Origin of the sequence: Aliivibrio sp. 1S175 (assembly GCF_001690985.1) — a bacterium.
Classification (GTDB): domain Bacteria; phylum Pseudomonadota; class Gammaproteobacteria; order Enterobacterales; family Vibrionaceae; genus Aliivibrio.
The window spans coordinates 1-686 of the sequence record NZ_MAJS01000051.1 but is presented as its reverse complement, the minus strand read 5'-3'; the positions used below and the strand labels follow the sequence as shown (position 1 = coordinate 686).

1 protein-coding gene is annotated in these 686 nt (G+C 32.1%); it reads right to left on the bottom strand.

Annotated elements, in window-relative coordinates; translation table 11 throughout:
- Positions 1 to 31: 31 nt before the first annotated feature.
- Entirely contained in the window at positions 32 to 553 is a 522-nt protein-coding gene (locus tag A6E06_RS14575) for a hypothetical protein (RefSeq protein WP_065640703.1), read from the bottom strand.
- Positions 554 to 686: the final 133 nt, after the last annotated feature.

Sequence of the window (686 nt, the reverse complement as noted above, 5' to 3'; positions counted from 1 at the left end):
TGTAGCAAATCGTGTTGATGCGATTGTTATGTTAATGCCCACAACGTTTAGCCAAGTTTAAAGATATTTCAGCCAACCATTCCTCTCTTTTATCGATTAAGCAATAAGCCGATTCAAAGAGCGCATAAACATCCCCCTCGTCCATACCTATTTGTTTCCATTTATCTAGATATTCTATAATTTGAAAGCCAGATACATGATAGTTATCTGTAGAGAAACCTGTATTCTCGAAATATAGCTCACATATTAACTCTATGCGCCTAATAACTGTATTAATTTTCCGTAATGATTTATACGAAATCTCATAATTATTAATATTTTTATTTTCAAATTTATACATTAAATCATCAATTAACTCGCCACAAACTGATGCATACTCAATTGATAAATCGGATAATTCTTCTATTTTCGATAATAGAAAATCTCTTTTCGAGCGTCGATTCACAAACATTTGATTTATTAGCAATACTACAATTGCCAGTCCAGCAGAAAGTAAAAAAGTAACTAATTGAACCTGATCTTCCTTTGCTGAGAATAATTCTAATAAGTACATGAGTCCTCTCATTAACATAACGCTTGCATAACACGTTTATTACTATGCAAACCAACCTGAATTTAACTACCTTAATCATAAAACTAAAGACAAACCCAGAACGCCGAATGTAATAAATCGTGTTGATGCGATT

What these genes read in the sequence shown, in the direction of transcription:
- A6E06_RS14575 (WP_065640703.1), bottom strand. Translation starts at nt 553, where the DNA reads ATGTACTTATTAGAATTATTCTCAGCAAAGGAAGATCAGGTTCAATTA.